At 36.9% G+C, this 26,576-nt stretch carries 32 protein-coding genes and 1 other RNA gene; 26 read left to right on the top strand and 7 right to left on the bottom strand.

Annotated features, from left to right (window positions below):
• The first annotated feature begins 14 nt into the window (after positions 1-14).
• The 5 genes from CDOM16190_RS04175 to CDOM16190_RS04155 are packed head-to-tail and all read left to right on the top strand — an operon-like array spanning position 15 to position 3,879.
• Entirely contained in the window at positions 15-911 is an 897-nt protein-coding gene (locus tag CDOM16190_RS04175; RefSeq protein WP_170019010.1) for a branched-chain amino acid ABC transporter permease, read from the top strand.
• The gene (locus CDOM16190_RS04170; protein ID WP_170019009.1) at positions 912-1,943 is read left to right on the top strand and encodes a branched-chain amino acid ABC transporter permease; all 1,032 of its coding nucleotides are present in this window, start codon (positions 912-914) and stop codon (positions 1,941-1,943) included.
• Positions 1,940-2,704, top strand: a complete 765-nt coding sequence (locus tag CDOM16190_RS04165; protein ID WP_170019008.1) for an ABC transporter ATP-binding protein — start codon at positions 1,940-1,942, stop codon at positions 2,702-2,704. The genes CDOM16190_RS04170 and CDOM16190_RS04165 overlap by 4 nt, the downstream gene beginning before the upstream one ends.
• On the top strand, positions 2,701-3,396 hold the full coding sequence (locus CDOM16190_RS04160) for an ABC transporter ATP-binding protein (RefSeq protein WP_170019007.1): 696 nt from the start codon (positions 2,701-2,703) through the stop codon (positions 3,394-3,396). The genes CDOM16190_RS04165 and CDOM16190_RS04160 overlap by 4 nt, the downstream gene beginning before the upstream one ends.
• Positions 3,397-3,423: 27 nt before the next feature.
• Positions 3,424-3,879, top strand: coding sequence for a helicase IV (locus tag CDOM16190_RS04155; RefSeq protein ID WP_249934111.1), 456 nt, complete (start codon positions 3,424-3,426; stop codon positions 3,877-3,879).
• Here CDOM16190_RS04155 and CDOM16190_RS04150 read toward each other — a convergent pair.
• From CDOM16190_RS04150 to CDOM16190_RS04140, 3 genes are all read right to left on the bottom strand, one after another.
• Positions 3,876-4,553, bottom strand: a complete 678-nt coding sequence (locus CDOM16190_RS04150) for a formate dehydrogenase subunit gamma (protein ID WP_170019006.1) — start codon at positions 4,551-4,553, stop codon at positions 3,876-3,878. The genes CDOM16190_RS04155 and CDOM16190_RS04150 overlap by 4 nt on opposite strands.
• Positions 4,550-5,491, bottom strand: a complete 942-nt coding sequence (locus CDOM16190_RS04145; protein WP_169973921.1) for a 4Fe-4S dicluster domain-containing protein — start codon at positions 5,489-5,491, stop codon at positions 4,550-4,552. The genes CDOM16190_RS04150 and CDOM16190_RS04145 overlap by 4 nt, the downstream gene beginning before the upstream one ends.
• A gap of 77 nt (positions 5,492-5,568) precedes the next feature.
• Positions 5,569-6,609: an HdrB C-terminal domain-containing protein gene (locus CDOM16190_RS04140; protein ID WP_170019005.1), complete on the bottom strand. Its 1,041-nt coding sequence runs from the start codon at positions 6,607-6,609 to the stop codon at positions 5,569-5,571.
• A 93-nt stretch (positions 6,610-6,702) separates the two neighbouring features.
• On the opposite strand from CDOM16190_RS04140, the gene CDOM16190_RS04135 reads away from it, so the two are divergent.
• The 6 genes from CDOM16190_RS04135 (at position 6,703) to CDOM16190_RS04110 (ending at position 10,513) form a co-directional block, all read left to right on the top strand.
• Positions 6,703-7,524 (top strand): thiamine-phosphate kinase, encoded by an 822-nt coding sequence (locus tag CDOM16190_RS04135; RefSeq protein WP_170019004.1) that lies wholly within the window; start codon positions 6,703-6,705, stop codon positions 7,522-7,524.
• Complete coding sequence (gene truD, locus CDOM16190_RS04130; protein ID WP_170019003.1) at positions 7,502-8,626, top strand: tRNA pseudouridine(13) synthase TruD; 1,125 nt, start codon at positions 7,502-7,504, stop codon at positions 8,624-8,626. The genes CDOM16190_RS04135 and truD overlap by 23 nt, the downstream gene beginning before the upstream one ends.
• A gap of 9 nt (positions 8,627-8,635) precedes the next feature.
• Positions 8,636-8,986: a CREC-EF hand family protein gene (locus CDOM16190_RS04125; protein ID WP_170019002.1), complete on the top strand. Its 351-nt coding sequence runs from the start codon at positions 8,636-8,638 to the stop codon at positions 8,984-8,986.
• Positions 8,983-9,597, top strand: coding sequence for a Type 1 glutamine amidotransferase-like domain-containing protein (locus tag CDOM16190_RS04120; protein WP_170019001.1), 615 nt, complete (start codon positions 8,983-8,985; stop codon positions 9,595-9,597). Before CDOM16190_RS04125 ends, CDOM16190_RS04120 begins: the two co-directional genes overlap by 4 nt.
• Positions 9,598-9,602: 5 nt before the next feature.
• Positions 9,603-9,931: RNase P RNA component class A (gene rnpB, locus CDOM16190_RS04115), an RNA gene on the top strand.
• Between the two features lie 66 nt (positions 9,932-9,997).
• Positions 9,998-10,513 (top strand): HXXEE domain-containing protein, encoded by a 516-nt coding sequence (locus CDOM16190_RS04110; protein ID WP_170019000.1) that lies wholly within the window; start codon positions 9,998-10,000, stop codon positions 10,511-10,513.
• A gap of 38 nt (positions 10,514-10,551) precedes the next feature.
• Here CDOM16190_RS04110 and CDOM16190_RS04105 read toward each other — a convergent pair whose 3' ends face one another.
• Genes CDOM16190_RS04105 through flaG form a run of 4 tightly spaced genes read right to left on the bottom strand, consistent with a single transcriptional unit; the run spans position 10,552 to position 13,317 of the window.
• On the bottom strand, positions 10,552-10,782 hold the full coding sequence (locus CDOM16190_RS04105; protein WP_170018999.1) for a hypothetical protein: 231 nt from the start codon (positions 10,780-10,782) through the stop codon (positions 10,552-10,554).
• Positions 10,775-11,143, bottom strand: a complete 369-nt coding sequence (gene fliS, locus CDOM16190_RS04100) for a flagellar export chaperone FliS (RefSeq protein WP_170018998.1) — start codon at positions 11,141-11,143, stop codon at positions 10,775-10,777. Before fliS ends, CDOM16190_RS04105 begins: the two co-directional genes overlap by 8 nt.
• Positions 11,144-11,156: 13 nt before the next feature.
• Positions 11,157-12,944: a flagellar filament capping protein FliD gene (gene fliD / locus CDOM16190_RS04095; protein ID WP_170018997.1), complete on the bottom strand. Its 1,788-nt coding sequence runs from the start codon at positions 12,942-12,944 to the stop codon at positions 11,157-11,159.
• Between the two features lies 1 nt (position 12,945).
• On the bottom strand, positions 12,946-13,317 hold the full coding sequence (gene flaG, locus CDOM16190_RS04090) for a flagella length regulator FlaG (protein ID WP_169973941.1): 372 nt from the start codon (positions 13,315-13,317) through the stop codon (positions 12,946-12,948).
• A gap of 125 nt (positions 13,318-13,442) precedes the next feature.
• Here flaG and CDOM16190_RS04085 point away from each other — a divergent pair, with 125 nt between their 5' ends.
• The 15 genes from CDOM16190_RS04085 (at position 13,443) to CDOM16190_RS04015 (ending at position 26,527) form a co-directional block, all read left to right on the top strand.
• The gene (locus tag CDOM16190_RS04085; protein WP_170018996.1) at positions 13,443-13,787 is read left to right on the top strand and encodes an ornithine carbamoyltransferase; all 345 of its coding nucleotides are present in this window, start codon (positions 13,443-13,445) and stop codon (positions 13,785-13,787) included.
• The gene (locus tag CDOM16190_RS04080) at positions 13,784-14,356 is read left to right on the top strand and encodes an RsmD family RNA methyltransferase (RefSeq protein ID WP_170018995.1); all 573 of its coding nucleotides are present in this window, start codon (positions 13,784-13,786) and stop codon (positions 14,354-14,356) included. Before CDOM16190_RS04085 ends, CDOM16190_RS04080 begins: the two co-directional genes overlap by 4 nt.
• A gap of 51 nt (positions 14,357-14,407) precedes the next feature.
• Positions 14,408-15,460, top strand: coding sequence for a flagellar basal body P-ring protein FlgI (locus tag CDOM16190_RS04075; RefSeq protein ID WP_170018994.1), 1,053 nt, complete (start codon positions 14,408-14,410; stop codon positions 15,458-15,460).
• On the top strand, positions 15,460-15,753 hold the full coding sequence (locus CDOM16190_RS04070; protein WP_170018993.1) for a rod-binding protein: 294 nt from the start codon (positions 15,460-15,462) through the stop codon (positions 15,751-15,753). The genes CDOM16190_RS04075 and CDOM16190_RS04070 overlap by 1 nt, the downstream gene beginning before the upstream one ends.
• A 51-nt stretch (positions 15,754-15,804) precedes the next feature.
• Positions 15,805-16,008: a flagellar biosynthesis anti-sigma factor FlgM gene (locus CDOM16190_RS04065; RefSeq protein ID WP_170018992.1), complete on the top strand. Its 204-nt coding sequence runs from the start codon at positions 15,805-15,807 to the stop codon at positions 16,006-16,008.
• 38 nt (positions 16,009-16,046) lie between these two features.
• Complete coding sequence (gene flgN, locus CDOM16190_RS04060; RefSeq protein ID WP_170018991.1) at positions 16,047-16,481, top strand: flagellar export chaperone FlgN; 435 nt, start codon at positions 16,047-16,049, stop codon at positions 16,479-16,481.
• 3 nt (positions 16,482-16,484) lie between these two features.
• A complete protein-coding gene (gene flgK, locus CDOM16190_RS04055; protein WP_170018990.1) occupies positions 16,485-18,344 on the top strand; it encodes a flagellar hook-associated protein FlgK in 1,860 nt (619 codons plus the stop codon).
• Positions 18,344-19,102, top strand: a complete 759-nt coding sequence (locus CDOM16190_RS04050; protein WP_170018989.1) for a TIGR02757 family protein — start codon at positions 18,344-18,346, stop codon at positions 19,100-19,102. Before flgK ends, CDOM16190_RS04050 begins: the two co-directional genes overlap by 1 nt.
• A 105-nt stretch (positions 19,103-19,207) precedes the next feature.
• Positions 19,208-19,744, top strand: a complete 537-nt coding sequence (locus tag CDOM16190_RS04045; RefSeq protein WP_170018988.1) for a superoxide dismutase family protein — start codon at positions 19,208-19,210, stop codon at positions 19,742-19,744.
• Positions 19,745-19,893: 149 nt separating this feature from the next.
• Positions 19,894-20,655, top strand: coding sequence for a TSUP family transporter (locus CDOM16190_RS04040; RefSeq protein ID WP_170018987.1), 762 nt, complete (start codon positions 19,894-19,896; stop codon positions 20,653-20,655).
• A 116-nt stretch (positions 20,656-20,771) separates the two neighbouring features.
• Complete coding sequence (locus CDOM16190_RS04035) at positions 20,772-21,476, top strand: F0F1 ATP synthase subunit A (RefSeq protein ID WP_169973965.1); 705 nt, start codon at positions 20,772-20,774, stop codon at positions 21,474-21,476.
• Between the two features lie 164 nt (positions 21,477-21,640).
• A complete protein-coding gene (gene gatB / locus CDOM16190_RS04030) occupies positions 21,641-23,059 on the top strand; it encodes an Asp-tRNA(Asn)/Glu-tRNA(Gln) amidotransferase subunit GatB (protein WP_170018986.1) in 1,419 nt (472 codons plus the stop codon).
• 1 nt (position 23,060) lies between these two features.
• On the top strand, positions 23,061-23,969 hold the full coding sequence (locus CDOM16190_RS04025) for an NAD(P)H-dependent glycerol-3-phosphate dehydrogenase (protein ID WP_169973969.1): 909 nt from the start codon (positions 23,061-23,063) through the stop codon (positions 23,967-23,969).
• A gap of 39 nt (positions 23,970-24,008) precedes the next feature.
• Positions 24,009-25,070 carry a glycoside hydrolase family 3 N-terminal domain-containing protein gene (locus CDOM16190_RS04020; protein ID WP_249934110.1) on the top strand — a complete coding sequence of 354 codons (1,062 nt, stop codon included), beginning with the start codon at positions 24,009-24,011 and terminating at the stop codon, positions 25,068-25,070.
• Between the two features lie 137 nt (positions 25,071-25,207).
• The gene (locus tag CDOM16190_RS04015; RefSeq protein WP_170018985.1) at positions 25,208-26,527 is read left to right on the top strand and encodes an amidohydrolase; all 1,320 of its coding nucleotides are present in this window, start codon (positions 25,208-25,210) and stop codon (positions 26,525-26,527) included.
• The last annotated feature ends 49 nt before the right edge of the window (positions 26,528-26,576 follow it).

Here is a 26,576-nt window from a genome sequence, read left to right as displayed (position 1 = left end):
AACTCGGAGTGATGATGGAATTTTCACTATTTTTACAAAATATGGTGAACGGTTTTAGCCTTGGCAGTATGTATGCGCTTATTGCCATAGGCTATACTATGGTTTATGGGGTTTTGAGGCTTATAAATTTCGCTCACGGCGATATCATGATGGTTGGTGCGTATGTCTGCTTTTTTGGTATGGTTTCTTTAAATTTGCCATTTATCGCGGCGGTTGTCTTTGCCGTAACCATATGCGCAGCCCTTGGTATCATAACGGACACGATAGCTTATAAGCCGCTTCGTAAAGCGCCTAGAATTTCGCTACTGATTACTGCGATTGGCATTAGTTTTTTACTTGAAAACCTATTTAACGTGATTTTTGGTAGCGAGGCTAAAGCCTTTGTCATACCGCAATATCTGCAAAAGGTATTAACGTTTGGAGATATTACTTTGGCTATGAGTGCGGTTTTTGTTCCTATCATCACTCTTGTTTTATTGGCTATTACGCTTTTTATACTTTACCGCACTAAATACGGCATGGCGATAAGAGCCCTTGCCTTTGATATCCATACCGTAAATTTAATGGGAATAGACGCAAATTTGATTATTGCTATAGTATTTGCGCTTGGTTCTATGCTTGCGGCTATCGGCGGTGTGTTTTGGTCGCTAAACTACCCGTCCATCGAGCCTATGATGGGAGTTTTGATAGGTCTTAAAGCCTTTGCCGCAGCCGTTCTTGGAGGCATAGGATCAGTTGGCGGAGCCGTGCTTGGAGGATTTATCATAGGATTTACGGAAGTTGTCGTAGTATCTTTAAGCCCTGAATTTTCAGGTTTTAAAGATGCTTTTGCTTTTATATTTTTGATTCTTATACTTATATTTAAGCCTACGGGAATTTTAGGCTATGACTTTGAAAAGAGTAGGTTTTAGATGAGAGTTCCTAAGATTACGCATATCATATTTTTTGCTTTGGCTGTGGGTTTTTTAGTTATATCTCATTATATTTTTGATGATTATTCTTTGAGGGTTTTAAACAATATCGCCATTTTTATTATCTTGGCGGTTAGCTATAACCTTATAAACGGCGTTACGGGGCAGTTTTCGCTTGAGCCAAATGGCTTTGTGGCGGTTGGAGCTTACGTAGCGGCTCTTATACTTCTTGATGCGGACGCTAAAAACTATCAGTTTGATCTTGAAAGTCCTGCAGCATTTGTCCTTTGGCTTCACTCGTCAAATTTCTTGCTAGCTCTACTTGCTGCAGGAGTTTGTGCGACTATACTTGCTTTGGTTCTTTCCTTTCCTGTATTTCGCGTAAGAGGAGATTATCTAGCTATCGTTACGCTTGGCTTTGGTTTTATTATTAAAATTTTAGCCATCAACTATCCGTCCATCACGAACGGCTCGCTTGGACTTAGCTCCATACCTCAGCATGCTACGCTTTATTATACGGGCGGGATTGCTATTATTAGCGTTATTATGGTGCTAAATATAGTTTATTCGAAATTCGGTCGCGCGATGAAAGCCGTAAGAGATGACGAGGATGCGGCACTTGCTATGGGTGTAAATACCTTTGCCGTTAAGACTACCGCTTTTAGCACGTCGGCGTTTTTAGAAGGTGTCGGCGGAGGGCTTTGGGCGTGCTCATTTGCCTCTATCGTGCCTAATGAGTTTGATTTTTACCTCACTTTCCAGCTGCTTATTATCATCGTTCTTGGCGGGCTTGGCTCTATGACTGGAGCTATTTTAGGCACTATCTTGGTGATAGGAGGCGGAGAGTGGCTTAGATTTTTAGATGAGCCGCTAAGCCTGTTTGGTCATACATTTGACGCGATGCCTGGGCTTAGAATGATAGTATTTTCGGTTATTCTCATACTTGTCATGCTCTTTGCAAGAGAAGGAATTTTTGGCAAAAGAGAGCTAACCGATGTAGCTAGATCGGCTATCAAAAGGCTTAAGCGATGATTTTAGAGCTAAAAAATATCAGCAAGAAATTTGGCGGAGTAACCGCTATAAACGACACAAGCTTTTATGTAAACGAAAGTGAAATTTTTGGTCTTATAGGTCCAAACGGTGCGGGTAAGACGACTATCTTTAATATCATCACGGGCAATTACGAACCAAGCGGCGGAGAGGTTAAATTTAACGGCGTTACGCTAAACGGCAAAAAGCCAAACATTATCGTTAGGCATGGCATAGCAAGGACATTTCAAAATATCCGCCTTTTTAGCTCTATGAGCGTGCTTGAAAACGTCTTAATCGGACTTGACGGACATATAAAATATAGCTTTATCGAGAGCTTTTTGCACATGGGACGCTTTCATAAAGAGGAGCGAATCGCACGCGAAAAAGCTATGGATATACTTAACGAGCTAAATTTAAGCGTTTATGCGAATGAGCCTGCTACAAGTTTAAGTTACGGGGTTCAAAGGAAGGTCGAGATAGCAAGAGCTATGGCGACAAACCCAAAGCTCTTGCTGCTAGATGAGCCTGCGGCAGGTATGAATCCTATAGAGACCGAAGATCTTGCCGAGCTTATCTTTATGCTTAGGGAAAAATACAAGCTTAGTATTTTGCTTATAGAGCATGATATGAAATTTGTAAACCACCTTTGCGAGCGCGTTTTAGTACTTGATTACGGTAAGGTAATTTTTGAGGGTAAGCCAAGCGACGCCGTGCGTAACGAAAAGGTCGTGTCTGCTTATTTGGGAGATTTTATTCAATGATTAGCGTTAAAGATTTGCACGTTTATTACGGACTTATAGAAGCTGTTAAAGGGATAGATTTTGAGGTTAAAACAGGCGATATCGTCTCTCTTATCGGTTCAAACGGCGCGGGTAAAACCTCGACCTTAAACGCTCTTTTAAATAGTGTTAAAAAAACAGGCGAGATAAATTTCTTAGGCTATGATACCAGAAGGCACAAAACCCACACCCTCGTTAGACACGGCATATCTCTTGTGCCTGAGGGCAGAAGAGTGTTCATAAATCTAACGGTTGATGAAAATTTGCGTATGGGAGCCTTTAATAACGACGAAAACTACGAACACCTACGCTCTCAGATGTATAGACTCTTTCCTCGTTTGGCTGATAAAAAGAGCCAGCTTGCAGGCACTTTAAGCGGTGGAGAGGCTCAGATGCTAGCCATCTCACGCGCGCTAATGAGCGAGCCAAAACTGCTGATGCTTGATGAGCCTAGCCTTGGTCTTGCACCTAAGATCGTCGGAGAGGTTTTTAATACCATAGTTAGGCTAAAAGAGGAGGGTATAACCATACTTTTAGTCGAGCAAAACGCCTTTGCGGCACTTAAGATAAGCGATTATGCCTATGTTTTAGAAAACGGAAAGATCGCTATGCAAGGCGTTGCAAAAGATATGATAGGCAACGACGAGATCAGGCGAAAGTATCTTGGCGCTTAAAAACATCTGTAAATTTAAAGAAATTTCTTGCAAATAGACCTTGATTTAGCGGTTATCTCGCTGCTTGTTTTGGTGCTGATAGCTCTTTTGATAAAGCTTTCAAAGAAAACCAAGATCAAGCAAACTCGCTATAAAAGCGATAGCGGCGATATGGTAAAGAGTCGCGCGGAGCTGGTTATCGCAAACTGGCTCTTTTATCGCGGATTTGAGTTTGTCTATGAGAAAAAGGCAAATGCCGGACAAAGGGTGATCAGCGACTTTTATTTGGTTAAGTATGATGTTTATATCGAATTTTGGGGACTTGAAACGCCAGCTTATCTTAAGCGCAAGAAAAAGAAGATTAAAATTTACAAGAAAAACCGCCTTAAGCTAATCGAGATGAATGATGACAGCTTAAGGGATTTGAATCAATTTTTTGCAAAGGAATTTGCTAAATTTGGCATTAGGTATGCGAATTTGGCAAAACAAAAGTCGAGTGTCTAAGAAAAATTAGACTCGTCTTTGATATCTTTCCACAAGCTATGTCTGTGTTTGGCGTATTTCGCATCTATTTTACCGCTAAACATACCACTTAAAAGAGGGCGATTGGCTTTTGGAACGAAAGCCATTAGATGAGCTATTATAAATAAAATTATTAAAACCATGCCTAAATTATGAAGCAGGGCGGCCCACATATAAAGATCGTTTGAGATATCAAATCCAAGTATATTTTTATACGATTTTATCATACCAGTAACTATCAAAAGCGCTATTATAAGCACTCCGCCAAGATACGCTATGCGCTGTTCAGGTAGATATTTATCGCTTGCCGGCTCTTCTGCGCCTGTAATCATCGCTTTAATTACAAGAAAGCTGTTTTTAATATCTCCTCTTCTCGGAAATATATCAAATTCGCGCTTCATCGCATGATATATAACGTGATAAAAAGCAAAAAATATAAGCGCCATGGAGAATACATAGTGTAGGCTTAGTGTGAAATAATACTCCCCACTCCACTCAAAAATTTTGGTTATATTGTATCTTTTTGCAACCGGCATTTGCAAAATTCCAGTCACTATCAGTCCAAATATACTTATAGCTATGCCCCAGTGGATAATACGGTTTTGCAGGCTCTGTCTTTTTATTTTTTGTTTTGTTTCATTGGTATTTGATATCATTTTTTATCCTTTATACTCTTGATGACAGCTATACTTGCGGCACCTATTGCGGCAAGAGGAGTTACTAGAGTCGCAGTAGCTAAAAATTCGGATTTTTCCATAGGATTTGGATGATTTTTCATATCCATTATTCCCATTTTTGGCTTGTTCTCATATTTTTTGGATATTGCCCTATCAATTTTATTAAAATCAATAGAGCTTACATAGATGGTTGATGTACCACCATTTTCGTCCATGCCGTATATAAAGCGAGTTTTCTTCATCTCATTTGCAATGGCGAAAATTTCATCTCGCTTTCCAAATTTTATAGCGTTTTTAGGACAGGCGACCTCGCATGCCGGTTTTTTGTTCTGTTCTAGCAGATCCTTGCACATATCGCATTTAAACATCACACCGCCACCTGCAAGTTTTGGCATTACCTTTAGATATATTCCCACTCCCGCTTGTCTTTGAGGCACTCCCCACGGACAAGCATCTCTACATTTCGCGCCGCCCACGCAAAAATCTTTATTTATATCTACTGCACCCTCTTCACTTTTGCTTATAACGCCAAATGGGCAGATCTTTTGACAGGGAGGATGATCGCAGTGCATGCAGCGTCTAGGGATATGAAGCGTTTTGCCGTCCACTTCGAGCTTTTCTATATATGTGAAGTTATATGGAGTAAGCCTTGAGATATTATTCTTTTGTTTTGAGTAGTCCTCGTGCTTAGTTTGAGGCCAATAGTCCATGATTGGCTCTTTTGGAACCGGAAATATAGGCTCATTTTTGATTTTACAGGCTTTTACGCATAGAGGCATAGTCTCGTTTGCACAACCGTCGCAAAGATCTACGTCTATTATGCTGGCTATTTGTTTATCAGGTAAGGCTTTAGCCTCTACAGCGGTTGCTCCAAGCGCAGAAACAGCGCTAAATTTAAAGAAATTTCGTCTATCCATCGCTTATCCTTTTTTCTGTTTATGCTACTATCATCGCTACGATTTTTCAGTAACAATATTACAAAAAAGAGGCTAAGTTATATCAGATGGACTTTTAGTTTGTGATCTTTTAAGCTTTGCGGAACTTCGCCGTTTGCTATCTGCACGAGCTCGTTTTGACGTAAAACGTAGAAATTTTCTACCTTTCTGCCTGCAAATTTCTCAAGCTTTTTATAAAGCGTATCAAGCATATAAAACGCTTTTTCGTGACTAACCAGTAAAAAATCAGCTCCGCTATCAAAAGCTTCAAATAAAATTTCACTAGCAAGCTTAAAGGCAAACTCGTCATTTAATCCAAGCAGATCAAACCCGCAGGGTAAATTTGCGCTTTCAAGAGTGATAAATTTCGCCTTTAAAGTTTTGATTTCAGGCAAAATTTCTCCGTAAGTAGCGATAACAAACTCTTTAAAGTCATGTTTGGCGTTTAATTTAGTTAGCGCGTTTTCGCCTTTTATCTCCAGCAGTTTTCGTAATGGCTCTTTTAAATTTGATTTTACGTAGCTAATGGCATTTGCAAGCTCGTTTGCTCCTTCAAAGATAAAATTTTCTAAGTCGCAAGCTATCCAAACTCCAAATTTCGAGTTATCTACAAAGGCTAAAACTTGATCTTTTTTATCAGGATACTTTTCGCATAAAAATTTAGCAAAGATAATGGCGCTTAAACCTATGAAATTTGGCTCAAATTCACTCATAAACCCCGCATAAAAATACGGCTTTAAACTCGCGTAGTAAGCTTTGTCGTCTTTTGAGGCAAATTTACTAAATGGCTCAAATTTCGCCCAAAAATCGCTATCATCTATAAGCAGATCTTTAGTCGCTCTTTTCGTGCTAAGAGGCTCTATGGTCAAATTTGCTCCAAAGCGAGCCAAAACTCTATCCATCTTTGCGGAAAGTGGCGTTACTACGCCGTTTATCTTTACAAATTCGCAACCTTCGTAGTCAAAATAAGGATCATTTTTTTTGATCTCGTAAAGTAGCTCGGCGACACCCATAAAGTGGCAGCTATCGAAAAAATATGGCTTATAGTATCTTAAAACATCGTTTTTGGCGTTAAATCTAAAAATTTTAACCTCAAGCATGCTAGTCCTTAAAATGCTTTTTTGTAGTTTATAAAATTCTAGCTTAACTAACGTTTGAAGTAGATTTTAACGTCAAATTTTATAAAATGTGGCATGGATAAAGAGCAGCGAATAATCGATAAATTTAGCAATTCTTTTATAGGAGATGACGGCGCGGTTGTTGGCAAATGGGTCTATAGCAAGGATCTGTTTGCACAGGACAGCCACTTCAAGCTTGGTTGGCTTAGCCTCGATGAGATCGCTTATAAGGCGATGATCGTAAATATATCCGATGCTATCGCGATGAATGCCGTGCCTAAATACGCTCTTTTAGGACTTGGCTTGCCAAAAAAGATGAGCGAGGCTGAAATTTCGCTTTTGCACAAAGGCTTTAAGCGCGCCTGCGATGAGTTTGGCATAACGATAATAGGCGGCGATACGATAAGCTCGGATAAAATTTTTATAAGCGTTACGATTATCTCGCATTTATCAGGTAAGGCGGTTTATCGAAACAGCGCAAAAACAGGCGATCTTATAGCTTATACCGGTAAGCTTGGAGAGAGTTTAAAGGGGCTAAAAAGCTTGATGAGAGGAGCTCAGATAGGTAAAAATTCGCGCTTTAAAAAGCCTAAGTTAAGGGCTAAATTTTTCTATTCGGCATCTAAATTTATAAGCTCAGCCATGGATATCTCCGACGGTCTTGAAACCGATCTTGCAAGGCTCGCAAAAGCCAGCAAAAAAGGGGTAAAATTTAGCAAAAAGCCCACTAAAAACGAGCTAAAAAGCGGGGAAGAGTATGAAATGCTATTTACCTTTAGCGCAAAAAACCTGAGCAGGATAGAAAATGAAGCCAAAAAAGCTCGCGTAAAAATAAATATTTTTGGAAAAATCACAAAAGGAAGATACAAAAACCATGCAAAACAACACCACTTTTAAGCCCTTATATGCACTCGCACACACTCCTATAAATGCTTACTTTAGCAAGAATTCGGATGATTTTGTAGTGCGTGAAATACCGCTTTACGAATTTAGCGGAGACGGCGAGCATCTTATCGTTGAAATTTCCAAAAAAGATATGACGACACAAGAAGCCCTAAAGGCTTTAAGCGACTTTACGGGCGTTAAGATAAGAGAATTTGGCTATGCGGGGCTTAAGGATAAGCAGGGAATGACTACTCAATTTATCTCTATGCCGCGTAAATTTGAGGCGAATTTGGCAAATTTTAGCCACGATAAAATGAAAATTCTAAACATGAACGCTCATAACAATAAGCTAAGAATAGGTCATTTAAAGGGCAATAGTTTTTTTATCCGTCTTAAAAAGGTCCTTGCAACCGATGCTCTTAAGCTTGAGCAGGCTATTAAGAAGCTAGATGAGATCGGATATCCGAACTATTTTGGTTATCAGAGGTTTGGCAAATTTGGCGATAATGCAGCTAGTGGATTTGAAATTTTAAAGCACGGAACTCTAAATGGCAAAAAGCTTAAAAATCCAAAAATGAGCGAGTTTTTAATCTCCGCTTATCAAAGCGATCTTTTTAACCGCTGGCTTAGTAAACGTATCGAAATTTCGCGATTTGCAGATGAATTTAGCGCAAAAGAGCTGGCTGAAATTTATAAATTTATGAGTACGGACGAGATAAGGGAGTTAAAGAGTCAAAAGCAGTTTTTTAAGCTAATTCGTGGCGAAGTTTTGGGTCATTATCCTTTTGGCAAGTATTTTTTGTGTGAGGATTTGCAAAGCGAGGTTGAGAAATTTAATCTCAAAGATAGAACCAGCTGCGGGCTTATCGTGGGAAGTAGGGCGTATAAAAGCGAGGGGCTTGCTAAAAAGATAGAGGATGATATCTTTAGCGAGGCAAGTGAATTTGAAGCTAAGATGAGCGGAAGCAGGCGTTTTGCTTGGAGCTATCTTGAAAATGTTCAATATAAATACAATCCTGAAAAAGCGCATTTTGGCATAAATTTTACTTTGCAAAAGGGCTCATATGCGACTGTGGTTTTGGAAGAAATTTTGCATAAGGATATTTTCGAATAAGGAGATAATATGCGATATTTTGTGATTGTTTTAGGGTGCCTAGCCTGTTTTTTGGGATTTGCAAAGGCTTGCGAGTCGCCTCCTGCTGCGGAAGCTTTCGTCTATGAAAATGATATGGATTTAGACGGCGTACTTGATATGAACGAGTGGAAAAATGTAAAGAGTATGGAGAATTTTAGAGTTAAATTTGGAGATTTTAGCGAAGCGGAGTTTGAAAAATTTGATAAAAACAAAGACGGTAAGCTTGAGTGGGAAAGCGAGCTTGAGAGTAGTATCGAATACATAAAAGATCCTTGCGAGATCAAGGAAGAGCAAGAAAATTTTAAAAAATCAAAAAGCAACCAAAAAGGAAAATCGTGAAAAATATCTTTTTGTGCTCTTATTTTGCAGGAGTCTTTGAGCTCTTTGCGGATAAATTTGACTGCGAGGGAAAGAGTGTTTGCTTCATATCAACGGCTGGCAAATTTGAAGAGGTGAATTTCTACGTAGATGAGGCAAAAGAGTGCTTTAAAAATGCGGACGTGAAAGTCGATGAGCTTGATATCTCGGTAAGCGACAAGACGGAAATTTTGAAGAAATTTAGCCAAAACGACTTCATCTACGTATGTGGCGGAAACACCTTTTATCTCTTAAGCGAGTTTAAAAAATCAGGAGTTATAAGCGAGCTAAAGAGCCTTGTAAATAGCGGCAAAATTTATATCGGCGAATCGGCAGGCGCCGTGATAACATCGCCTGATATCGAGTATATAGGGCTAATGGATGAAAATTTAGTGGAGTTAAAGGATCTTAGCGGCTTAAATTTAGTGAGTTTTTATACCTTGCCTCATTTGGGCGAATTTCCGTTTGAAGATGCGTGCAGGAGTATAACTGCAAATTTTGGCGAGAAAATAGATCTAAAAGCGATAAATAACTCCGAAGCGATTTTAATTCGGGATGAAGAAACGGTTATTTTAAGCGCAAAGTCGCTATAATCTCATCGGCACGGCAAGTGATTGCTTTTAAATTTCGGTTTAAAAGAGGAAAGTCCGAGCTGCTATAAGACAAAGTCCCATCTAACGGATGGCTAGGGAAACCTAAGGGATAGTGTAACAGAAAGCAGACTGCCGCTTCGGCGGTGATGGTGAAACGGCGGGGTAAGAGCCCACCAGCGCCACGCGAAAGCATGGCGGCTATATAAACCCGACTTGCAGCAAGAAGGGATGGTTTTAGTCTTATGTTAAACCCTTCGCTAGAGCCAAATTGCGAAATTTGGATTAGATAAATAATCACTCACGACAGAACTCGGCTTATCGCCGTGCCTTTATTTATGCATTTAATCCTACAAATTTAACTATCTTGTGTTTACAAAGCAGATTATACAAAGGATAAGTTATGCAAGAATATGTCTGGCTGTTTCCGATCATTTTTGTATTTCATGATTTTGAAGAGATTATTTTTCTTAGATTTTGGCTTGATAAAAATAGGAATTTTTTAGAGAAAAATTATCCTTTTGTATTAAAAAGATATGGGAGCGTTAGTTCTGAAGCCTTTGCTTTTGGAGTGTTTGAAGAGTTTGTTTTGTGCATAATAATTTGCATATTGGCTGTATGGGCGGATAATAAATTTGTTTGGCTGATATGGCTTGGTTGCTTTAGTGCCTGCGCTATTCATTTTATCGTGCATATATTTCAAGCGGTTATTATTAAAAGATATATTCCTGCCATAGCAACTAGTGTGATAACCCTTCCTGTCAGCATTTGGATTATTGCTAAATCTTATAACGAGATTGCGGTAACACCGATAGAATTTGCTACTTTTACTATTATTGGGGTTATTATAGTTTTTATAAACTTGAAATTTGCGCTATTTTTGATAAGTAAATTTCAAAAATTTCTTGACACCAAATAGACAAAAAGCAAATAAGCCATAAATTGATTGAAATCGATTTACTGCCATATGTAGTTTCTAGCGTCTTTTAATTTTTTTAGTTCCAGACTCAGTTTTTCCAATCTTTTTCGTATGATTTCTTCCGCGTCTTTGGTCAGTGTCGCAACTTCTTCTAGCTCTTCTATGCTATCAAAAATCAATGGAGCGTTTTGGATAAGTCTTTCTATAGACTCCTCATCTTCGTTTAAGACTGCTATTTTAAACTCGTTTAGCCATATAGTCTCAGGCATTGCTTTCTTTCCAAGCCTCAAGAAGTTGCTTTACTACACTTACTACCTCATCCAGATTTTTTTCATCGTTTGTTATATTTGCCTGTGAAAGTAGCTGAATTTGTCTAGTGTAAATTCCGCTAAGATAATGAGCAACGTTTCCTTGAGAGTAGTCAAGCGAATTTAAAAGCTCGACAAAAATCGCATTTGCTCTGTTTATAAAGTATACTTTTTTCTCGACATCTTTATTTTGCATAGATTGTCTAGCTCTAAAAATAAATCTTAAAATTCCTTCATATAGCATCTCTATTAGTTTATGCGGAGACTCAATGCCTCCGACTGCGTTTTGAGAGTATGCTGCGTAAGCTGCGCTATTCATCATTATTTTTCCATTCTTATTTTTTAGATTTCAGCTCAGCATCTATCATTGATTGCAACGTAGAAAACTGATTTTGAAGCTTGTTGATCATATTGTCATAAGCTAAAAATCTTTGAGCCATCATGTCGTATTTGGCATCAAGATCTTGTGTCGCTTTTAGTCTATCTTTTTCAAGCTTCTTTTTTTCTTCTATTAAATTTTGATTATATATAGTCAATGTTCCATTTTTACCCACTATATTATCTAGTTTTGAATTCAAAGATGAGAATACCCCATCAGTCCTTGTCTCTTTTGACGTTAAATTCATAGCGCTTAAACCAAAGCTCTCAAGCACATCAGCTTTGCCTTGAATATTTATAGCTGTTCCGTCTGTGCTTTTTAAAACGATTCTGTCTTCAGCTTTATTCAAAGTGGCTTGGATACCTACAATACTGGCTTCGTTTATAGCTTTCAAAAGTGCTAAGGCGTTTTCTTTTGATGTATTTGTACTAGGAGTGGTTAAGGTTATTTTGTTTCCGTTAATTATAAAATCATCGTTTGATACACTTATTGCACCGCTATTTATGGCTTTACTGCTCGCTGTTTGTATAGTGCTATACATACTAGATTTTGCGAATAGCTTTTTAGCATCGTCTAAATTTTCGGATAGCTTTGAGCTTAATTTTAGGCTATTAAGTTCCAGCAGTCCATCTTTGGTTAATGTTATGCCAAAATCAGTTATATTAAGGTTGTTGCTTTTTGATTTTATAGCTACAGAAAAAGATCCTGAATCATGCATAGAACGCATAGATATATTGTCTTGCTCTCCTATCGTTTTTGTAGTGAATAAAAGCCTATTTATAGTAGATTTTATGCTTGTTATCTCATTGACACCCTGAAAAGTTCCTGCATTATTTGTATCGCTGTTGTAGTCAGTTGCTATATCAAGATTGTTCACTAGACTATTATATGTTTTTACTAAATTTTCTATCTCTTTTTTTATGTCAGAAGTATCTTCTTTGACACTAAAAGTTGTTTTTCCCACTTCTTTTAGTGTCAAATGCAAGCCTATTGATAGATCTTTAATGTTGTTAGAATCTCTTTTTACCGTTATACCATTATATGTAAATTCGGAGTCTTGCGCTGTAGATATTTTGTTGCTATTTACATTTGCACTATCCCAACCCAGAGCTTCTAATATATAATTTGCATTATCTAGCTCGTTTCCGCTTGAATCTTGGGTAGAAAATTCTATCTTATTGCTAGCTCCGGTATCTTTTGATTGCAAAATTAGCTGATACGGCTTATCTCCTCCGACTTTTAGAATTTTAGCTTGAACATAGCCACCAGTGGCATCTGTTATTTTTGCTGCCAACTCTTCATAGGATGTAGATTGCTTAAGATCTATTTTATAATCTACATTGTTAAATTTGATTACAAAAGAGCCCTCTCTAGCCGCAAACGATTCAGGGCTTATAAATTTTTTACTTTGATATATATCTCTTGCCGCAAGTTGTTTCACATCTATATCCATATCTTGCAAGCCAACACCAGAACTTACGCTTAGATCCGCACTTTTACCATTGGTATTGACACTTCTTTTTAAGAACATAGCCTCATCGCTAAGTGCAGAAACAGATAATTTAAACGAACTTATTAGTGTTTTAATAGCAGATAGATCTTTTTGCTTTGTTACGTTTTTCTCCATATTTTGTGTGATAGGGTTTATTATACCCGCCCTATCTGCCGATTTTAGTTTGTCTATAACATCTTGAGTTAAAACGTTACTTCCAAGCCCAAGAGAAGAAATTTTTCCAAACCCCATCTTAGCTCTCCTTATCGAATAGTACTCCGACTGCCTCTCTAAAATATTCACTAAGTTTCATTACTTGCTCGCTTGGAATTTTTCTTATTATTTCGCCTGTTTTCATCTCCATTACGTTAACGTAAAGAAAATTTATCTTGTCATTGTAAGCAAAACGTATATTTGTATCCAGCGCTTCCATCTGTCTATTTAGTTTTTCCGTGGCTTCGTTTAGCTTTTTGACTAGATCTTCATTGTTTTGCTCTGTTTGATTTTCGACAATATTTGGTTGAATTTGTGTTTGCTCAACTTCCCTTGTTTGAGGCTGTGAATGTGTGTTGCCTGTTGATAGAGCCGTATTTATCGGCTGACTTGCAACTTTGAAAATTTCCATATTTTCTCCTTATAAATATACTACTTTGTTATATCGGCTATATCTAAAATTTCTTTATACTATATAGTTAATTAAAATTTACGCTTAAATTTGTTAAGATTTTGCTTAATTTATAAGGAATGTATATGAAAATTTCATTTGACTGTGATTGTATTTTGCTTGAAAATTCGCTTAAATTATTTTTGAAAGATTATGTAGCGCATAAAAAAGATTGTGATTTTATAATATCAGATAGAAAGATCGAGAGCAAAAAACCCGTATTTATTATATCTTCTAATTCCGCTCATTTAAAAATCCCATTTACTAAAGAGACACTTTTAAATACACTTGAGGAATTTTACTCAGCCATTCAAATTCCAAGTGCCGGCACTAGACAAATGGCTCAAAATTTAGATATTGAGCATGAAATTAGTATCCTTATAGATAAATTTAAAAAAGATCTTATCAATCTTATAAAGCTTTATAGATGAAAAAACTTTTTAGCACCATTTCAAGCGGTAAATTTAAAGGTAAAAAGCTTCTTTTGCCATCTCTTGATACTACAAGAAGCACGAAAAGTATAGTCAAGGGCTCTTTTTTTGATAGCATGAGGTATGATTTAAGAAGTAAAATTTTTATAGAGGCATTTGGCGGAAGCGCTCTCATGGCGGCTGAAGCGCTTAGTAATGATGCTAAAAGCGCAATCGCAATAGAACTTGATAAAAATGCTTTTAAGATAGCGCGAGAAAATGCAAAAAATATAGATGAGTCAAATTTGGAGATTCTTAATGGAGACACCTTTGAGCTTACTCTTGAAATTTTAAATAGACGAGATTTGAAAGATGTTATCTTATATCTTGACCCACCATTTGATATTAGGGAGGGATTTGGTCAAATTTATGAAAAGTGTATAAATTTGATAAGAAATTTAGACAAAAAACGAATTTATATGGTCGTAATAGAGCATATTAGCAGCTATCAATTTCCTGAAGACATTGGAAAATTTACTCTTCAAAAATCAAAGAAATTTGGAAATACAACTCTTACATATTATTCATAAATTTTTGGAATATTTATTGCTTTTATCCTTTAAAAATAAAAAAGGATTGCAATGAAGCTAATTTCATCGATGTTGCTTGCTTTATCTCTCGGTGTTTTTGCAAATGCTGCGCAGATTAAAGACATAGCAAATGTCGTAGGAGTAAGAGAGAACCAACTCATAGGCTATGGATTAGTAGTAGGACTTAATGGTTCAGGAGATGGTTCAAGCTCGGAATTTACGATTCAATCGCTTTCAAATATGCTTCAAACAGTAAATGTAAAGATAAGTCCGGATGATATAAAATCTAAAAACACGGCTGCTGTTATAGTTACGGCAAAGCTTCCGGCTTTTGCAAGACAGGGTGATAAGCTTGATGTGACCATATCATCCATTGGCGATGCTAAAAGTTTGCAAGGCGGAACACTTCTTATGACCCCACTAAAGGGCGTTGATGGAGATATATATGCTTTGGCTCAAGGCTCTCTTACTATAGGTGGCAAAAGTCAGGGTAGAAATTCAGGAAATCACGCAACGGCTGGAACTATCTTTGGTGGAGCTTTTGTGGAGCGCGAGATAACTTATGATATATATAATCAAGAGGCTATATTTTTAAGCCTTAAAGAGTCAAATTTTAGTACCGCTTCAAATATACAAAACGCTATAAATTTAAAAGTAAGCGGTGAAACCGCAATAGCAATTGATCCAAGAACTGTTAAGATAAATAGACCAAATGGCGTTAGCATGGTTGAATTTTTGGCTCAAGTTTTAAATATTGACGTCGAATATAAGGCGCTTGACAAGGTCATAATAGACGAAAAAACCGGAACTATAGTAAGCGGAGTAAATGTTACTGTTGATCCTGTGGTGATAACACACAAGGAAATTACGATAAAAATAGAGCCAAATTCCTATTACGATGCTGGAAACGGAACTATCGATCTTCAAGACGGAATAGCCGTAGATGCAAACGCCAATATGCTAAAAGTTAGCGGAGAGCGCACAACTATAGCAAGCATAGCAAGGGCTCTAAGCAAACTAGGCGCTAGTCCGAGCGACATAATAGCCATAATAGAAAATTTAAAAAGAGTCGGCGCAATACACGTTGATTTGGAGATAATATAATGAATATAGATAACCAGTTGGCTATAAACGCATATAACAACATAGCCACAAATTCGATTACAAGAAGCAAAAGCGAAAACGATAAGCTTTTGAAAGAGCAGACTGATGCCTTTGAGGCGTTTTTGGTTAAAAGTGTTTTAGATATCGCTTTAAAGGACGAAAATCCTCTTTTTCCAAAGGATGCCGGAGATAAAATTTACTCATCTATGTACAACGATACTATGAGTAGAGCTTTGAGCGGAAATTTAGGATTTAGTGAATTGCTATTTAATTTTTTAAAAGAGAGGACTTAAGTATTTAAAAAATATGCCGATTTAGCAATAAATATATTTAAAGGTATGAAAATGCTAGGTTCAATCGGCGTAAAAGCTGGGGTTAGCCCGAGCCAACTTTCACCTAACAGTGAAATTAAAAAGAACGAAAACAAAGAGAACATCCAGGATAAGAGCGAGAGCAAAGTAGCTAAAATAGCCGAGTCTATCGCTAATGGAACTTACAAGATAGATCTATCAAAAACTGCACGCGCTATTGCAGATGAGATTATCTGATAAGCTTTTGTCCTTGATGTAAAAACAGAAGGGACAAAATGCTTAAAAAATATTTACAAGAGGCTATAAGCATTCTTGATGAGCTTATAGCCGTAACTACTCAAGATATAAAAAACATAAAAGAAGCTAAGCACTCAACCGTAGAAGAGAGTGTAAGTAAAAAAAATCAACTCGTAAAAAAATTTGAAGCTACAAAATCAATGCTTGATAAGGAGCTTGTTAGAGTTTCAAAAGAGCATAACAGCACCGATTTGGCAAGTATTTTAGATGATGACATAAAGTCAAATTTGGTAAAAATGCGTGGCAAGCTTGAAGAGCTTCACGAAAAAAACAAAGAGTATGCAAAATACGTTGTGGTTGTTAAAGAGTTTTTTGATAGTTTGGTTTCTAATATGTTTCATAATAAAAAAGATAGCGATGGATATTTCAAGAGTCAGCCGACTCCTGAGAGTCTATTTAAAGCAAGGGTTTAAAAGATGGCTGGTAGTATTTTTTCCTCTTTACACATAGGTATAAGTGGGCTTGATGCGGCTCAAATGCAGATAACAACAACAGGTCACAATATAACAAATGCAGATAACGAGCATTATACAAGACAACGTGTGGTTCAGTCAGCTAGAGAGCCTGAGCATAGTATTCCAGGAGATGTCGGTAGAGGAACTCAGGTAGATACTATAATAAGAGTTCATGACGAATTTACATTTACCAGGCTAAGAAGTGCCGGAAGTAATCTTGAATTTTCCGAATACAAAAAGAGAATGCTTGAGGAAATTTCAAAGAGATTTCCCGATTTGCAAAGCGTAGGAATAGGTCGCGATATACAAAATTATTTTGATGCCTGGAATAAATTCGCTTCAAACCCTACCGAAGCTTCTCAAAAGATACATCTGCTAAATTCGGCTTCAACTCTATCAAAGAGTATTCAAGATAGCGTAAAGATGCTATATAAAATACAACAAGACGTGAATTCTCAAATAGAAGTTGCTGTAAATGAGATAAATAAATACGCAAAAGAGATATCTGAGATAAATAAGCAGATAATGCGCGTGGAATCGATAGGCACAACTAGAGCCAATGACCTTAGAGATAAAAGGGATCAGTTAGAGCTTGCAATCTCAAGGCTTGTAAACGCGACTGCATTTAAAGGCGAGCTTCAAGGCAGAGCAGATATAGATCCTACTGTTACCGATACAGGCGCAAAATATAATCTAAATATTTCCGGATTTACTATAGTAGATGGTGTGACATTTCATCCTCTTGCTCTAGATAGCTCGGCTAATAAATTTGACTTTAACAATATCTATTACGAGAGAGAAGATGGCAAGCGAGTAGATATGGCTGGTAAGATAACCGGAGGCAAACTGGGTGCTGCCTTAGATCTAAGAGGAAGATATATCGATGATAGTGGCGAATTTCAGGATGGAATTATACAAAAGTATATCGATAATCTAAATACTCTTGCCAAAGGCATAATAAACGAAACCAATAATATCTATTCAAAATCTGCTGTAGAGGGCATCAATACCGATGAGTTATCGTTTTTAGATCCATCCAGAACTCTAATGAACTTTAATGACGATATAAAACACGGAAGCTTTGATGTGGTGGTTTATAACAATCAAGGGCAAGAGGTTGCTAGAAAGAGTATAAAGATCGATGCCTCTACTTCGATGAACGATCCAACTAGGGGGACTTCGATAGTAAAAGATTTTAACGCAGATACTGACGATAACAACGATAATAACATCTTAAACGACGTAAATGACTATTTTAAGGCATATTATCAATATGATCCGATTTCTAATAAGGGAATGTTTGGAGTATCCCCTATTAGACATTCGGGCGAATATAGTATCGCATTTATTGACAATGGAACAAATTTCCCGGGAATTATCGGTATAAATAGATTTTTTGAAGGCACGAACGCAAAGGATATGAGTGTAAAAAGTGAGCTTATCAGCAATCCTCATAAGCTTAAAGCATACTCAAATCCAACTCCTGGCAATAATGATGTAGCAAACGAGATGGTTCAGCTTCAATATAATAAGATACATTTTTATTCTAACAAGCATGCCGATAAAATCGAAACCATAGAGGGATTTTATAGATTTTTGACAACAGATATTGCAAGCGAAACTCAGGCTACAAATGAGCTAAATGATGCGAATACCGCTATAAATAAGATTGCCATGAGCGAACATCAGTCAATTAGCGGAGTAAATTTAAATGAAGAGCTTACGAATTTGATTCGCTTTCAATCAAGCTATGGTGCGGCAGCCAAAGTAATAACTACGGTAGAGAAGATGCTAGATACTCTACTTACTCTTAAACAATAATGGATTTAAAAGAGCTTCTTGATAGCCATGTTCTTAGTAAAAATACTAAGGACGGGCTTTATAATGCGGATGATCCGCTTCAGGTAGCCACTATTTATAAAGAGCCAAATATCGCACTTATTTGCGCCTTGTTTGGATACGGTAGCGCTAAACAGATAGTTAAATTTTTAAAGTCTTTAAATTTTAGCCTTTTTGATGAGAGCGAAAAAAACATCTGTGAAAATTTGCAAAATTTTAAATATCGCTTCCAAAATATAGAGGATGTGAGGCAAATTTTTATAACTTTTTCCAGACTTAAAAAAGAAGCCGATATGGAGACTATCATAAAGAGTGGCTTTGACAAGAGCGGACTCATGATAGATGGGATAAATGAACTTATAAAATTTATATATTCTTTAAATTCTTACCGTTCGGACGGATATGAATTTTTCTTTGGCAGAGCCTTTGACAGTAAGCCGATTTCTCCTTATAAGCGCTATAATATGTTTATGCGCTGGATGGTAAGAGATACCGATATTGATCTTGGAATTTTTAAAAATTTACCTAAGAGCGAGCTTTTGATGCCGCTTGATGTTCATACTCACAGAGTATCTTTAAGACTTGGGCTTATAGATAGAAAGAGTTACGATTTTAATGCCGTTTTAGAGCTGACAAACAAACTTCGAGAATTTGACTATCTTGACCCTATTAAATATGATTTTGCTCTGTATAGAATCGGACAGAGCGGAGAGATAGATAAAATATTTCTAAAAAAATAAATATAAATCAAAAAATATATAAAAAAATTCAAATTTGATGATTTTTCTTAAGATTTGTTTACAATGTTGTGATATAGTTACGTTAACTTTTTAAAAGGAGAGTAAATGAAAAAAATTTTATTGGTAAGCGCCGTTTTAAGCGGTATGCTTTTTGCACATGAGGGTCATCAGTTCGATCCAAAGTCTCAACAACACCTAGTTATCCCTATGGAACAACTAAGCGAAAAGGGTAATATGAAAGTAGGAGAGGTGGTTGCTATAGAGACAAATTATGGTGTAGCTTTTTTTCCAAACCTAAAAGGTATTGAGGCTGGAATGCACGGATTCCATATCCACGTTAATCCTGATTGTGGAGCCACAGAAAAAGGTCTAGGCATGAAAGCTGGCGGACACTGGGATCCAACAGACGCTAAAAAACATTCATTCCCATGGGATGACAAAGGACACAAGGGTGATTTGCCTGCACTTTTTACTGACCACGACGGCAATGCGGTTTATCCTGTGTTAGCTCCTAAGATAAAAAAACTTGACGAGCTTAAGGGACACTCTTTAATGATTCACGTTGGTGGAGACAATCACCACGATCATCCAAAGCCATTAGGCGGTGGCGGTCCTAGATTAGTTTGCGGTGTTATTAACTAATTTTTATAAATTTTAAAGATATCGATCGTTTTGATCGATATCTCCTGTTTTTATCTGTAGCTCTTATTTTTTCTTTCTTAAAAACAAATTTAATTAAAAATTTTAAAAATTTGTAATACTATTTGCCATTAATTTTTTATAGGAAATTTATGGAATTTGATTTTTTGGCTTACTGTATTTTTTTTGGAGCGGCATTTTTAGGCGGTTTTGTAGATGCTATTGCAGGAGGTGGAGGGCTTATCACTCTTCCTGCTATTATGGCTATGGGAGTTCCTCCTCATATGGCGCTTGCTACAAATAAGCTTCAAGGCACATTTGGATGTTTTACTGCGACTTTAAATTTTACTAGAAAGGGAATGATTAATTATAAAGAAGCCTTTTTGGGAATTATTTTTACTTTTATCGGAGCGGCTACCGGCGCTACTTTGATATTGTTTTTAAATCCAAAATTTTTACAAATCATGATACCATTTTTATTGATAGCAATCTTTATATATACTATTTTTATGCCCAAAATAGGAGAGAGTGATAAGGCTTCTAGAATGAACTATAAGGTTTTTTATGTTGCCTTTGGACTTATTTTAGGATTTTATGATGGCTTTTTCGGACCAGGATCAGGATCGTTTTGGACATTTGCAATGGTTGCTTTAATAGGACTTAACATGAAAAAGGCAGTTGCTCATACTAAGCTTTTAAATTTTATTAGCAATATAGTTTCTTTGGGTGTATTCATCATTTCTGGAAATATGCTTTGGGTGATTGGAATCTTAATGGGAGTAGGGCAAATTTTTGGAGCTTTTATAGGGTCAAATTTAGTTATTAAAAAAGAAGTTAAATTTATTAAAACTATGTTTTTGATTGTGGTGGGAGCTACTATTTTGAAACTTTTTTACTCTTACTTTTTAGAGTGAAATTTATAATTTAACGAAATCGCCTAAACATAGAGACAAAACTCAAAAATCTTAAAAAACTTTTAACAATAATTTTGCTAAAATCACCTGAAAATTTATAAATTTAAGGTTAGCACATGGAAGAAAATTTATTTTTATTCTCTAATGTAATCGCTTCTCAATTTACAAGCGATAAGCACGTTATGCACATGTTTACTTATGCAATGCACTTTTTGTTGGCTGCTGTTATAGTTATAGCTTTTTCTAAACTTGCGGTTAAAAACATGCAACTTGTTCCGCGCGGCACTCAAAATGTTTTCGAGGCATATTTAGAGGCCGTTATATCTATGGGCAAGGATGTATTAGGAAGCGAGAGTTTGGCTAGAAAATATCTTCCTCTTGTTGCTACTATAGGACTTATAATCTTTACAAGCAACGTAATGGGTATAATTCCTGGTTTTGAGTCGCCAACTGCTAGTTTAAATATGACTCTTACTTTGGCTTTGATTGTATTTGTGTTTTATCATTTTGAGGGTATTAAGAAAAACGGAGTTATTAAGTATTTTGCTCATTTTATGGGACCTAGTAAAGCACTTGCTCCTCTTATGTTCTTTGTTGAGATCATATCGCATCTATCACGTATAGTATCTTTATCTTTCCGTCTTTTTGGAAATATTAAAGGAGACGATTTATTCTTGCTTGTTATGCTTGCTTTGGCACCTTTTATAGCGCCACTTCCTGCATACGCACTTTTGACACTTATGGCAATTCTTCAAACATTTATTTTTATGATGCTTACCTTTGTGTATCTCGCTGGCGCATTGGCAACAGAAGAACACTGATTTTAAACTTATACCGCCTAAATTTAGGCGGTATTTTTTCTTTTTTAAACACTACTATCTCTATTGCAACTTATAAAATCAACTCAAAATAACGAATTTTAGATAAGTTAAAAGAAATAATTGATAAAATATTTTCCAAAATTTAAGAAATACAAAGGTTAATTATGTTTGAAGTTGTAATTGGTCTTGAGGTTCATACCCAGCTCAATACGAAGACTAAAATTTTCTGTTCTTGCTCTACAAGTTTTGGAGATGAGCCAAATACTCATGTTTGTCCGATATGTTTAGCTCTTCCTGGAGCTTTGCCGGTTCTAAATAAAGAGGTTGTGAAAAAGGCTATTAGTTTTGGAACTGCGATAAATGCAACTATTAATAAAAGATCGATTTTTAATAGAAAGAACTATTTTTATCCGGATCTTCCAAAGGCTTATCAAATTTCTCAATTTGAAGTTCCTATCGTGGAAAAAGGCGAACTATATATAGATGTAGACGGGAAGAAAAAAAGAATAGGCATAAACCGCGCACATCTTGAAGAAGATGCTGGTAAAAACGTTCACGAAGGAAGTGTGAGCTTTGTGGATTTAAACCGCGCTGGAACTCCTTTGCTTGAGATAGTAAGTGAGCCTGATATGAGAAGCAGTGACGAAGCCGTAGCATACCTTAAAAAGCTTCACTCTATTTTAAGATTTTTAAATATCAGTGATGCAAATATGCAAGAAGGAAGCTTTCGTTGCGATGCTAACGTAAGCATTAGACCAAAAGGCGACACTAAGCTTTATACAAGAGTTGAGATTAAAAATCTAAATTCTTTTAGATTTATTCAAAAAGCAATTGATTATGAGGTGGAGCGTCAAAGTATAGCGTGGGAAGACGGCACTTACAGCAAGGAAGTTTGTCAAGAAACACGCCTTTTTGATACTGTAAATTTAGTAACCAAATCTATGAGAGGTAAAGAAGATAGTGCCGAATACAGATATTTTCCAGATCCTGATCTGCTTCCTGTAGAAATTCCTGATGATATGTATAATGAAGCGATTAAGATTCCTGAGCTTGCGGAGCAAAAAGTAGCTAGATATATTAAGGATTATGGAATCAAAGAAGATGATGCCAATAATCTTGTAAGCACCGTTGAGACCGCTAGATATTTTGAGGATCTAATAGATACTAAAATCTCTCCTAAATTATGTGTCACATGGGTATTAGTTGAACTTCTTGGTAGACTTAAAAACGGAGTTACTATTGAAAATTCCCCGGTTAATAGCGCTAAGATGGCAACTCTTTTAAATAGAATAGAGGACGGCACCATAAGCGGAAAGGCCGCTAAAGATGTTCTTGATTTTCTTATGGAAAACGATATAAGCGTAGATGATACTATAGAAAAATTAGGGCTTAAACAAGTAAGTGATGACGGAGCTATATTAGCTATAATAGACTCTGTTTTAAATGCAAATGCTGATAAGGTTGCCGAGTATAAAAGTGGCAAGGATAAGCTCTTTGGCTTCTTCGTAGGACAGATTATGAAAGAGGGCAAGGGTGCATTTAATCCAGCAAAAGTAAACGAGCTCTTAAAAACAAAGCTTTAAGATGAAAATAGCTGTCATTGGAGCTGGGAAATGGGGAAGCGCACTATTTCATGCACTTTCTAGAAATAATGAGTGCGTAATAAGCTCTCGTACTGCTCGTGAAATTTCACATTTTGTGAGTGTTGATGAGGCTATGAAAGCCGAATTATTGGTTATAACTATCCCCACTCAAGCTACAAGTGATTGGCTAAAAGCAAATTTTAAAAATTACAATCAAAAAATTTTAGTAGCATCTAAGGGAATAGAGACTAAAAGTTCAAAATTTCTAAACGAAATCTATGAAGAACATACAAAAAAAGAAAACTTAGCTTTTCTTTCAGGACCAACTTTCTCAAAAGAGGTTCAAAATGAAATGCCTTGCGCTCTTGTTGTAAATTCTACAAATTTAGAGCTTGCAAGTGAGATTTCAAAACTATTTCCAAAATATATGAAAGCTTATGTTTCAGATGACGTTATAGGAGCTGAAATTTGCGGAGCTTATAAAAATGTCATAGCTATAGCCGGTGGAGTTTGTGATGGGCTTGGGCTTGGAAATAATGCCAGAGCCAGCCTTATATCAAGAGGGCTTGTGGAAATGGCTAGATTTGGCAAACATTTTGGAGCTAAAGATGAGACATTTTTAGGGCTGAGTGGAGCGGGAGATCTGTTTTTAACAGCTTCAAGCGTTCTTTCTCGCAATTATAGAGTGGGTTTAGGGCTTGCTAAAAATGAGAGCTTAAATAAGATACTAAATGATTTAGGAGAGGTGGCTGAAGGTATAGATACATCTTATGCCATAGAAAAAATTGCTAAAAAAGAGGGAATTTATACTCCTATTGTAAATGAAGTAGCTGCAATGCTAAATGGGAAAGAGATTCAAAAGAGCTTAAACGATCTTCTAAATAGAAGGCATAATTTCACTAACTTCTAATTCAAATTTGGCTTAAAGCCTCCTATGAAAGGATAAAATTTGAAAAAAATTTTAAATTTATTTCTTTGTTTTACGTTTTTTGGTTGTATTTCCTTAGCCCAAGAGAGACCTACGCTTCGCAAAATGATAGCTCAGATGATAATGGTTGGTTTTAACGGCTCAAGCTTAAATGATACCATGTCCGTAGTATCAGATGCAAAATATCAACGTTTTGGCGGAGTTATTGTATTCGGAAAAAATATAAGCACAAAAGACAATTTAAAAAAGATAACTTCTGCATTAAAATCAGCTCAAAGTGGAATTTTTATTGCAATTGATGAAGAGGGTGGGAATGTCACTAGATTTAAGGATAAAAAAGGATTTAATACCTTTATCTCTGCCAGCGAGGTTGCCAAGACTCTTGATTTAAACGGTGCCAACGAGCTATATAAAAAGATGGCAAAGCAGCTAAAAGATCTTGGTATAAATTTAAATTTTGCTCCCGTTGTTGATCTGCTAAATACAAATTCTCTGATAATTGCCTCAAAAAATAGAGCTTTTAGTAAAAATATAGATGAGGTTTCTTTATACGCTAATGAATTTTTAGATGCCTTTAGTGAGGTTGGAGTTTTAACGACTCTTAAGCATTTTCCTGGTCATGGTTCGGCAAAAACAGATTCACATATAGAAAAGACAGTGCTAGAAAATTTTGATTATAGCGAGCTTAAACCTTATTATGATGCGATTAAAAGGGATAAGTCCAAGCTAATAATGATATCTCATGTCTATTTGTTAGATAGAGATACGCAGTTTCCTGCCTCTATGTCGAATGATATTATAGGCAATTTACTTAGAAAAGATTTGAAATTTGATGGTGTAGTTATAAGTGATGATATGTTGATGGGCGGACTGAATGGTTTTAGCATGACGCAAAAAGTTGTAAATTTCATAAATGCCGGTGGAGATATACTGCTATTTAGCGAATTTATGATAGGAGAGCGCAGAACTAGCGAGTATATTACTCAAGTGATTGTCGATGCCATAAATTCCAAAAAGATCAAAAAAGAGCGCATAGAAGAGTCTTATGATCGCATAATTAAGCTAAAATCTGAACTTAAATAAACTTTTAAATATTTGATTAAAAAATAGTTATTTTTAAATACGATTTATTAAATTTAATTTGATTTTTAAGTTTTTAGAATTAAATTTGAGTTATAATATTCAATTAAGATTTCTAATTTAATATAAGGAGCGAAAATATGGATCATATTCAAACTAAAGTCGAAAATTTAAAAGATGAAATGATAGCGCACAGACGCTTTTATCACTCACATCCTGAGACGGGTTGGTTTACATTTTTTACTACCGCCAGCATAGCTAAGAAGCTAAAAGACTATGGATATAGCCTAAAAATGGGGCGCGAGATAGTAAAGCCGGATGCCAGACAAGGGCTTGGCTCTCCTGAAGCTGCGCAAAAGGCTATAGAAAGAGCTAAAAGCCTGCTGAGTAAAGAGGAGCAGGAATTTTTGCCTCTTATGGAGGATGGGCTTACAGGCGTAGTTGCGGATATCGATACGGGTAGGGCAGGCAAGATGACGGCGTTTAGATTTGATATCGACGGCGTGGATGTTACCGAGAGCAAAGATGAGAGCCATAGACCCGTAAAAGAGGGTTTTAGAGCCGATATAGACGGTATTACGCACTCCTGCGGACATGATGGACACATCACGATAGGACTTGCACTTGCAAAGATCATAGCTGAAAATTTAGATGATTTTAACGGCAAATTCAGATTTATATTCCAAACAGCAGAAGAGGGCACGCGCGGTGCAGTAGGCATGGAGCCTATGGGCGTGGTTGATGATGTGGATTATCTGCTTGGCGGACATATCGGGTTTCAAGCTAAAGTAAATGCAGGCATAATTTGCGGCACCAACAAGCTTCTGGCGACATCTAAATTTGATGTTATTTTCACGGGTCGCTCAGCCCACGCCGCAGGAGCTCCGCAAGAAGGAGCTAATGCACTACTTGCAGCTGCCGAGGCTGCTATAAATATGCATGCTATCACGCGTCACGCCGATGGAGTAACTCGTATAAATGTGGGTGTTTTAAAGGCGGGAGAGGGTAGAAACGTGATCGCGCCAAACGGATTTATTGCCTGCGAAACTCGGGGAGAGACTACGGAGCTTAATGAATTTATGTTTAACAAATGTATGGATATCATTAAGGGTGTAAGCATGATTCACGGCGTGGATTACGAGGTAAAGCTTACGGGCGGTACCAGCGGCGGAGATAGTAGCCCCGAGATAACCGAGCTTTATGAGAAAGCAGCGATTCAGTCGCCTTATATAAATAACGATCTGATAGTGAAAGAATTTACTTTTAGCGCATGCGAGGATTTTGCGCATTTTATGCAAAAAGTGCAAAAAAACGGCGGTAAGAGCGGATATCTGATGATAGGCACAAAGCTTGCCGCAGGACATCACAACAGCTGTTTTGACTTTGATGAGAGCGCGCTGCTGTCGGGTACGGACGTATTTTTGCGCTCGGCGTACGCGATAAACGGCAAGGGCGCGTGAGGGTTTGACTGGTAGTTGCGAGCTGTTTTGTTATATTGCAAAATAGCTC

Source organism: Campylobacter sp. RM16190 (genome assembly GCF_012978835.1).
Taxonomy (GTDB): Bacteria; Campylobacterota; Campylobacteria; order Campylobacterales; family Campylobacteraceae; genus Campylobacter_A.
The sequence above is the reverse complement of the archived record's forward strand: the minus strand, read 5'-3'. Positions and strand labels throughout refer to the sequence as shown.